The organism is Psychrobacter sp. CX14, from assembly GCF_057396205.2.
Window position 1 is genome coordinate 2084316 of record NZ_CM183187.1, and the last position, 8776, is coordinate 2093091.

The 8776-nt window shown below is 39.4% G+C and carries 6 protein-coding genes and 4 tRNA genes; 7 read left to right on the forward strand and 3 right to left on the reverse strand.

Going from position 1 to position 8776, the window contains the following annotated elements:
- Window positions 1-175: 175 nt before the first annotated feature.
- Window positions 176-1366 (reverse strand): signal recognition particle-docking protein FtsY, encoded by a 1191-nt coding sequence (ftsY, locus tag AC2SLO_RS08265; protein WP_486543706.1) that lies wholly within the window; start codon window positions 1364-1366, stop codon window positions 176-178.
- Between the two features lie 387 nt (window positions 1367-1753).
- On the opposite strand from ftsY, the gene AC2SLO_RS08270 reads away from it, so the two are divergent.
- Both AC2SLO_RS08270 and AC2SLO_RS08275 read left to right on the forward strand, forming a co-directional pair.
- Window positions 1754-1829, forward strand: a tRNA-Val gene (locus AC2SLO_RS08270).
- A gap of 38 nt (window positions 1830-1867) precedes the next feature.
- Window positions 1868-1944 (forward strand) — tRNA-Asp (locus tag AC2SLO_RS08275).
- Window positions 1945-2147: 203 nt separating this feature from the next.
- Here AC2SLO_RS08275 and AC2SLO_RS08280 read toward each other — a convergent pair.
- Window positions 2148-2960, reverse strand: a complete 813-nt coding sequence (locus AC2SLO_RS08280; protein ID WP_486543707.1) for an IS982 family transposase — start codon at window positions 2958-2960, stop codon at window positions 2148-2150.
- 317 nt (window positions 2961-3277) lie between these two features.
- Between AC2SLO_RS08280 and AC2SLO_RS08285 the strand changes: the two genes are divergently transcribed.
- Window positions 3278-3353, forward strand: a tRNA-Val gene (locus tag AC2SLO_RS08285).
- Between the two features lie 38 nt (window positions 3354-3391).
- Window positions 3392-3468, forward strand: a tRNA-Asp gene (locus AC2SLO_RS08290).
- Between the two features lie 262 nt (window positions 3469-3730).
- On the opposite strand, the gene gigD is transcribed toward AC2SLO_RS08290, so the two are convergent.
- Window positions 3731-4174: an Lrp/AsnC family transcriptional regulator GigD gene (gigD, locus tag AC2SLO_RS08295; RefSeq protein WP_486543708.1), complete on the reverse strand. Its 444-nt coding sequence runs from the start codon at window positions 4172-4174 to the stop codon at window positions 3731-3733.
- A 145-nt stretch (window positions 4175-4319) separates the two neighbouring features.
- Here gigD and kynU point away from each other — a divergent pair, with 145 nt between their 5' ends.
- The 3 genes from kynU (at window position 4320) to AC2SLO_RS08310 (ending at window position 8537) form a co-directional block, all read left to right on the forward strand.
- On the forward strand, window positions 4320-5573 hold the full coding sequence (gene kynU / locus AC2SLO_RS08300; RefSeq protein ID WP_486543709.1) for a kynureninase: 1254 nt from the start codon (window positions 4320-4322) through the stop codon (window positions 5571-5573).
- Between the two features lie 242 nt (window positions 5574-5815).
- Window positions 5816-7156, forward strand: a complete 1341-nt coding sequence (locus tag AC2SLO_RS08305) for an MFS transporter (protein WP_486543710.1) — start codon at window positions 5816-5818, stop codon at window positions 7154-7156.
- A gap of 196 nt (window positions 7157-7352) precedes the next feature.
- Window positions 7353-8537, forward strand: coding sequence for a M20 aminoacylase family protein (locus AC2SLO_RS08310; protein WP_486543711.1), 1185 nt, complete (start codon window positions 7353-7355; stop codon window positions 8535-8537).
- The last annotated feature ends 239 nt before the right edge of the window (window positions 8538-8776 follow it).

Below are 8776 nucleotides of genomic sequence, written 5' to 3' on the forward strand. Positions count from 1 at the left end.
AGGTAGGTTTAATGAGTCTGACCGATTTTAACAGCATAGGTTATTTTAGTGAAAAGGTAGCATAAATAACGGAAGTTGGTCTCGCTACTATCTTGACACAAAAAAAACGGCATCTCAATGATGCCATTTTATATAGTATGCACAGTGGTCCACAATAATATCCGAGGACTCAAATTTATTTGTCATCAGTCTCAAAAAGTGCCGCCACAAACTGCTTAGGACTAAACGCCCGTAAGTCATCGATCGACTCACCCACGCCAATGTAACGAATGGGAATATCGGTAGTATTGGCGATATTAAATACCACGCCACCTTTTGCGGTGCCATCCAGTTTGGTAATAGTAATACCTGTTAAAGGCACCGCATCGTTAAATATTTTGACCTGATTTATGGCATTCTGGCCTGTGCCTGCATCAAGTACAATCATCCCCTCATGTGGTGCATCTGGGTCTGATTTACGCATAATACGTACTACTTTTTCAAGCTCCGCCATAAGGTGCGTTTTGTTCTGCAAACGACCTGCCGTATCAGCAATTAACACATCGATATTTTTGGCTTTGGCTGATTGCATCGCATCAAAGACCACTGATGCACTATCTGCACCATGACCTTGAGCAATCACAGGGATATTATTACGCTCACCCCACACTTGTAGCTGCTCAGTGGCCGCGGCTCTAAAGGTATCACCGGCCGCTAACATAACCGATTTACCCTCGGCTTGCAGACGTTTTGCCAACTTACCGATAGTGGTGGTTTTACCTACACCGTTTACGCCAACCATTAAGATAACGAAGGGCTTTTTAGAGGTATCAATTACCAAAGGCTGAACCTTCGGTTCTAATATTTCAACCAATTCTTTTTGTAGTGCTTTATACAATGAATGTGAATAAATCAAGTCACCACGGGCTGTCTGCTCTGTCAAACTCTTGATAATCTTATCGGTCGCTTCCACCCCAATATCAGCCACCAAAAGCTGATCTTCCACCTCTTCCAACAGCTCATCATCAATCTCTTTACCACCGATTAAGATATTGGCCACACCTTCTGCCAAGTTCTTACGTGACTTAGATAGACCCGACTTCATACGTGAGAACCAGCTACCACGCTTTCTGTCTTCTTTTGACTGATCGCTCTCGTCTGACTCTGACTCGCTAGACGACGCTTGCGGTGCTACCGTTGTCTGAGCTAAAGGAGTAGATACTGGCGGTGTAGTGCTTGTAGTAGCCTTCTCAACCCGAGGCGATTCAATTATCGGTATGTTTTGAGGCTCCGCTAAATCAGGTAGCGTGATATCATCATCGTCTAACTCATCCAAGCTTCCATCGAGGTCAATAATCACTCGGGTCGGGTTATCTGCATTGTTCATGGGCGTCTCTTATTTTAATATCAGTTATGGTTTCGCATTTGCTGTAATGGACAATTTTAAATTATGCTTAGTTTACCATAACTGCTCCAAAGCTTGATAAATAGCCATCCAAACCACGTAAATAGGCAAATAATTCATCTTTTTTTAAAAAAAGTCAAAAAACCATTTGATACATTTGATTTTATGTATATAATACGCACCCACAGAGCGATACCTTAGTGACGAAATGATTGAGTTTTAAGCTCTGTAGAAAATTACCTTTAAGTAATTTTAGCTTTTAGTAAGTATTTAGCATTAGGTTTATCCGGTGTTATGGCTCTAAGCCAAGCACAGCTTGGCTCTTTCGAAGCTAAAAACGTCTGCCAGATGTTTTCTTAACGCTTCTCAGGGTGATTAGCTCAGTTGGTAGAGCGTCTGCCTTACACGCAGAATGTCGGCGGTTCGAATCCGTCATCACCCACCACTATATTAGTTAGTGGTTAAATTTACTAATCGACCTAAGCAGCGGTAGTTCAGTTGGTTAGAATACCGGCCTGTCACGCCGGGGGTCGCGGGTTCGAGTCCCGTCCGCTGCGCCATATTTTAAAACTTAAGTTCTCTTTTATTAAGTACAAAAGTTTCAGCCCTAAGCGTTCATTTGCTTAGGGTTTTTTTGTGGGTAATCGTTTTGGTTACCCCCTTTCAAAGCTTTTAATAACAGGACTTTGTAAAAGCTGATAGTCAGAATCAAATTTCGCTCCAGTCATTTCTAATATCCATTGTTAGATATTAAACCCCACTCTCAACACTTTAATAGCAAATCAAACTGCAAAGGTGGGTTACCAAGTTGTTTATTCATTAAAAAACAGAAGTTATGAGCCAGTATCTTACGAGTAAGACGATGGGACAAATGCCACATATCCCGAGCTCTAACCTTCTGAATATTAAAGTGCTCAGTTAACTGACCAATCACCGTCTCAATATTACGCCGACAACGCATCAATCGGTTAACAGCAGACTTAGGTCTATCCTCTTTCATATTGCTTCTAAACGGCGTTTGAAAATCAATACCAATAGAAGCAAAGTACTGCTTTAGTTTAGGGCGAATATACCCTTTATCTGCTCCTAATAAGCCTTGAACGTTATAAGTAATCTCTGGTGCAACATCACGCTCATCAATACAGGCTGAAGCAAAGGCAAACCCTTTAATCATGCCGGACATATTGATAAGCAAATGACCAGCAAAACCATAGTATTTCTCTTGTTTTGATGCACAGTAACTAAAAGAAGCATCTACTTTAAACGTCTTATGTCTGTAAGCACGAGCATACTTGCATACAGGTATCGGGAAACCATCGATAAAGTGTATATCGTCAATTTGTTTCAGACTGACTTTCTGTTGTATATGCTGTTTAACCATCCATAAATTAGCGCACTGTTTGGCAAAGTTAGGATAAGACCCTAAAGTCGGAAACCAAGACGACCAGTAGTGTTTAAAGTACTGCCATATTTGTTTGTCTTGGTCCATACCGAGAAATTCTCCGACAAGCTCCATGATAAGCGACGGTTCATCTATTTTATTTGCGAAAAACGAGACACAACGATGTTTAAACAACTCTATGGTAAACCCAAGTCATGTAGGTATATTTTGTAGTGATTACAAGAATGGCTATGCTCAGCTTATTCCCAGTAAGCGATATATGCAGAGCAAATCTCAGACACTCACTATCGAAGGCATAACAGTAAAATATGTCATTATTTATAAAAATTAATATATGTATTTAACATTGCCAATATTTTTATAGGTTTATTGATACACAATTTAAGTAGAATAAAAATTAATCGCAAAATTTTAGGAAAACCATTTGACACACTGTTATTTATCTATATAATACGCTCCTACATTCAGAGCATATATAACGCTTCTGATTGGGGTGATTAGCTCAGTTGGTAGAGCGTCTGCCTTACACGCAGAATGTCGGCGGTTCGAATCCGTCATCACCCACCACTATTTTAGTTAGTGGTTAAATTTACTAATCGACCTAAGCAGCGGTAGTTCAGTTGGTTAGAATACCGGCCTGTCACGCCGGGGGTCGCGGGTTCGAGTCCCGTCCGCTGCGCCATATTTTAAAACTTAAGTTCTCTTTTATTAAGTACAAAAGTTTCAGCCCTAAGCATTCATTTGCTTAGGGTTTTTTTGTGTTCTGAGGTTTAGCTAAAATGCCCTATTCGCATAGCTTTTAGGTTAAAGGATGACTCGAAGAATGTCTTTACGTAATACTTACCTTACTAAATATTGATGCTTGATTAGCTTTTTTTAAATGCTAAGTTCTTATAACCTTTTACTAACGAATATCAACTTCTAAATTACATCCTTTTATATCGTTATTTTTGAATCACTTTATCCAAAATAATTTTTGAATTAATACTCATGATACCTTTTACTTTATTTAGTTTATTTATTACAAAATTTGAAAACGAATTTAAATCTTCTGTCATGATATACAAAATATAGTTAGATTCGCCGGTGACAATATAAGCATTAATCACTTCTTCAAACATCTTAATTTGCTCAAGCATATGTAGATGATCAGCTTCAGTGAGTTGCGACAGTTGAATTTCGACAATAGCAAAAAAATTCATTCCTAATTTTTCGTAGTTTATCTTAGCTTGATACCCTTCAATCACCCCACTCTTTTCCAAAATCTTGACTCGCCGATGGCAAGCTGAAGAGGATAAATTCACTAGCTCCGCTAACTCTTGATTGCTTAATCGGGCATTTTTCTTTAAATGCTTCAAAATCTTGTGGTCTATCACATCGATGTTCATTATTGAATATCATCCTAATTTATAGAATATATTTAAAATACTATCCTAATTTTAATGAATTTAATACATGATAATAGGAAGATTGACGAATTATTTAATGCTAGTATTAATTTATAAACTTTTTTATCAACAGGAGTTAAAAAATATGATTACTCAGGAACAATGCCGTGAATGGGATAACGAAGACCCTCTTGCAAAATTTAAAGATGAATTTGTATTGCCTTCTGGTGTTATCTATCTAGATGGTAATTCACTGGGAGCAAAGCCTAAAACCGCCCTTGCAAAAGCTGAGCAAGTCATTTCAAAAGAATGGGGAATAGATCTTATTAACAGCTGGAATAAAGCGGACTGGTGGGGTTTAGCGACAAGGCTTGGTGATAAGATTGCTCAGTTAATGGGTGCAAACCCCAATGAGACGGTGGTTTCAGATTCTACCAGTGTCAATTTATTTAAAGTATTGGCAGCGGCTATTAAAAACCAAGCCGAAGTCGCTCCTAATCATAAAGCTATTATTGTTGAAAGAGATGTATTCCCAACCGATCTTTATATCGTACAAGGGTTTATCGACTATTTTAATCAAGGTTATGAAATAGTACTGCTTGAGGATCCTGACGATTTGGAAAAGGTATTGACTAACCATAAAGTAGCAGTCACGGTGTTGTCGCAAGTAAATTACCGTAACGGTTATCTATACGATATGGAACAATGCAATCAGCTCATCCATAATCATGGGTCGATGGTAATTTGGGATTTATCTCATTCGATTGGAGCGGTGCCGATAGACCTTAATAAGACTAATAGTGACTATGCTATTGGCTGTACTTATAAATATCTAAATGGTGGTCCCGGCTCCCCTGCATTTGCTTGGGTAAATGCAAAGCATCAAAATAAATTTTGGCAACCGCTTTCTGGTTGGTGGAGTCATAAGCAACCCTTTGCCATGGAAGATAGTTATGAGCCCGCAGAAGGAATACGGCGCTTTTTATGTGGCACTCAAAGCATTGTGTCTATGAGCTTGATTGAATGCGGCTTAGATATCTTCTTGGCTACCAATATGCAGGAGCTGCGTAAAAAGTCGCTTAAATTAACCGATTTATTTATGGATTTAGTCGCTCAAGAATGTGGCGAATTTGGTTTAAAATTAATTACCCCTAAAGACCAACATTTCCGTGGAAGTCATGTTAGCTTTGCGCATAAAGAAGGCTATGCCATTATTCAAGCACTGATTGCCCGTGGTGTGATTGGGGATTATCGTGAGCCTGAAGTCCTAAGATTCGGTATTACTCCTTTATACTTAAGTTATGAAGATATTTGGACAGCGGTGCAAGAGCTTAAGCAGGTCATGCAAAACGAAGAATGGAGAAATGAGAAGTTTCAGGTTCGTGCTGCGGTGACTTAATACAATACCATCGCCAATCGTTATTTGCTCGCTCTATTTAGCGAATTTGTTATAAAAATCGGCGTCTTTAAAGAACATATAAAGATCAAAGATTTTGACTAAAGTGAGGTTTATACATTGGTGAATGCATGACATTTAATTGTGGGTGAACTATGAACTAGTAATAGCACACAATCTATGGAGTTTGGTATTGCTAGTTTCACTCCTTGTTACAGGAAGTTTTTATTTTTAAGGAATAAATTATGTCAACCACTGTATCTAGCCATTTACCTGAAAGTCCTAATTCAAAAAAAATCGTTACTGCCGCCGTGATCGGCAGTGCTTTAGAGTTTTATGATTTTGTACTCTATGCGTTTTTTGCCGTTTATATCGGTAAAGCTTTTTTCCCCTCTGACGATCCCTTCATTAGCTTATTGCTGTCTTTGGCAGTCTTTGGTATTGGTTTTATCACTCGCCCACTTGGCAGTATTATCTTAGGTATCGTGGCTGACCGTAAAGGGCGTAAAATCGCCCTATTACTCACCATTCTTTTTATCACTGTGGGTACTATAGGATTGGCTTTGACACCTTCATATGCCAGTATTGGCATTGCTGCCCCTATTATTGTCTTAACGTGTCGTTTATTACAGGGATTTGGGTTAGGGGGTGAAGTAGGCCCCTCCTCGGCCTTTTTAATCGAAAGCGCACCCTCACATAAACGTGGGTTGTTTGGAAGCTGGCAACTGGCTTGTCAGGGTTTTGCAGCCATTCTGGCAGGTGCTTTTGGGATAATGATGATATTATCTTTAAGTACTGAAGATATGTTTGCTTGGGGTTGGCGAGTACCTTTTTTCTTGACACTTTTACTGATTCCAATTGCCTTATATTTGCGTAACAACATGGCTGAGACTCTGCACGAAAATCCAATGTCTTCGTCTGTTGATTCTGTTCATTCATCAGCTAACAAAGCTGTTCCATCAAATTCAAAAAACTCTTATGTCCCTGCGGTTGTTAAAACGGGTGAATTTTGGCGTAAGATTTTTATAGCGTTTTGGGCAATTGCTGGTATCACCGTGCCCCTTTATATCTCTATCTATATGAATACGTATGCGACGACCACCTTAAAACTTAGTCCTGCCATTTCTATGTCAGCCACACTGGTTTCAGGTATTGCTATATTGATGTTTGCTGTATTAGGCGGTTGGCTTAGCGATAAATTTGGCAGAAAAAATCTAATGTTTTGGCCACGGGTTGTGTTAGTCCTTATATCCTTACCCCTCTTTAATTACTTGGTGAATAATATTGGATTGCCTGCTTTGTTGATTACAACCTTTGTTCTGACTGGATTTACGGCATTAAGTGGCGGCGCTTGCTTGGTAGCGGTTCCTGAATTATTTGATAGAAAAATTCGCGCTACTGGACTTTCTGTTGCTTATGCAGGAGTGGCTATTATATTTGGTAGCACAACCCAGCCCGCTATAGCTTGGCTTATTGAATCGACAGGTAACCCTGTTGCTCCAGCTTGGTATATGATGTTTATCGTTCTATTATCAATTATTGCGGTTTGGTTTATGGAAGAAACTGGTGATAAGGCTTTGAAATAAGTAAGCCAAAATAACTAACCCATTAAATCTCTAAGCTATAAATAAACGAAGCTTTTAAAATAGGCACTATAGTCAAAGAAGTCTAAAATGGTTACAAGGCAACCGAGTGCAAGTACTACTGGAGTAGGCTTAACGAGGTTAACGCCGTAACCGTTTAGTAGTTCACTGAACTATATATATTACGTGGAGAGTTCATATGAATCAGCACCCCTTGCTAGTAGAATTAGAACGAACGGCAGATAAGTTTGTCAAAATTCGTCAAGATATTCATCAACATCCTGAACTGGGCTATGAAGAATTTCGTACCAGCGATTTAGTGGCAAAAAATCTTGAAGCTTGGGGTTATACGGTTACTCGAGGTTTAGGCGGTACAGGCGTGGTCGGTCAAATTAAAAAAGGCAACGGTAGCCGAACCTTAGGCTTGCGAGCCGATATGGATGCCCTACCCTTAACTGAGCTGACGGATTTACCCTACGCTAGCAAACTTGAAGGAAAAATGCACGCTTGCGGTCACGATGGACATACCGCCATGCTATTGGCAGCAGCCGAGTATTTAGCATTAAACGCAGACTTTAATGGCACACTTAATCTAATATTCCAGCCTGCTGAAGAAGGACTTGCAGGGGCTAAACGTATGATAGATGAGGGCTTGTTTGAAAAGTTCCCCTGCGATGCCATATTTGGCATACATAATATGCCAGGCTATAAGCCAGGACAGCTATGTTTTAATGAACAGGCATTGATGGCATCTGGAGACCGTATCGATGTGACATTGCATGGTAAAGGTGGTCATGGTGCAATGCCTCATTTGGCAAGTGATCCTGTAGTGGCAGGCGCGGCAATTATTATGGGACTACAGACTATTGTTTCTCGTAATATTGACCCGCTAAAAACGGGCGTGATTACGGTTGGGGAATTTAAGTCGGGTCATACAGATAATGTCATCCCCGATACTGCCGTGTTAAAACTAAATGTTCGAAGTTTAGACCCTGACTCTCACGCAACATTATTAGACCGTATTCAAGAGATGGTAAACCATCAAGCAGCCGCTTATGGGGTGACTGCGAGTTTTGATTTTATCACCCATTACCCTGTGCTAATGAATGACGCTGAACAGACCCAATTTGCTTATAAAGTAGCCCAGGAGTTGATTGGGGAAGATGACACACTCACGGATATAAAACCGTTGACGACCAGTGAAGATTTTGCCTTTTTCTTACAAGAAGTACCAGGGTGTTATTTATTTATTGGCAATGGGGATGAATCCACAGGGGGTCCTGGTGCTTGCTCTATCCATAATCCAAATTATGATTTTGATGACACTAACATTCCCATCGGCGCTGCTTATTGGGTTTTATTAACCCAAAGGTTTTTAGTATAGATTTACTATTCATATTATTTATACTAAGTCCTTTTTGTCTCGCTGTAGCATCATAGGTGCTAAGTTTTTAGAAAGTCATATCACCTAGTTTTAGGGTTAATTTTTTTAATAACTGGTCCTCAAGTATGCTATCAGCATGTGCGAAAACAGATAAACCGGCAACCAATAGTAAGGTAGATACAGGTTTTTTAGCTTATTCATTGATTAATATTTATTTAGTGTTATTTAAATTTAATATA

Coding starts and splice junctions, on each gene's coding strand:
- AC2SLO_RS08305 (WP_486543710.1), top strand. CDS start 5,816: ATGTCAACCACTGTATCTAGCCATTTACCTGAAAGTCCTAATTCAAAA.
- ftsY (WP_486543706.1), bottom strand. CDS start 1,366: ATGAACAATGCAGATAACCCGACCCGAGTGATTATTGACCTCGATGGA.
- AC2SLO_RS08310 (WP_486543711.1), top strand. CDS start 7,353: ATGAATCAGCACCCCTTGCTAGTAGAATTAGAACGAACGGCAGATAAG.
- kynU (WP_486543709.1), top strand. CDS start 4,320: ATGATTACTCAGGAACAATGCCGTGAATGGGATAACGAAGACCCTCTT.
- gigD (WP_486543708.1), bottom strand. CDS start 4,174: ATGAACATCGATGTGATAGACCACAAGATTTTGAAGCATTTAAAGAAA.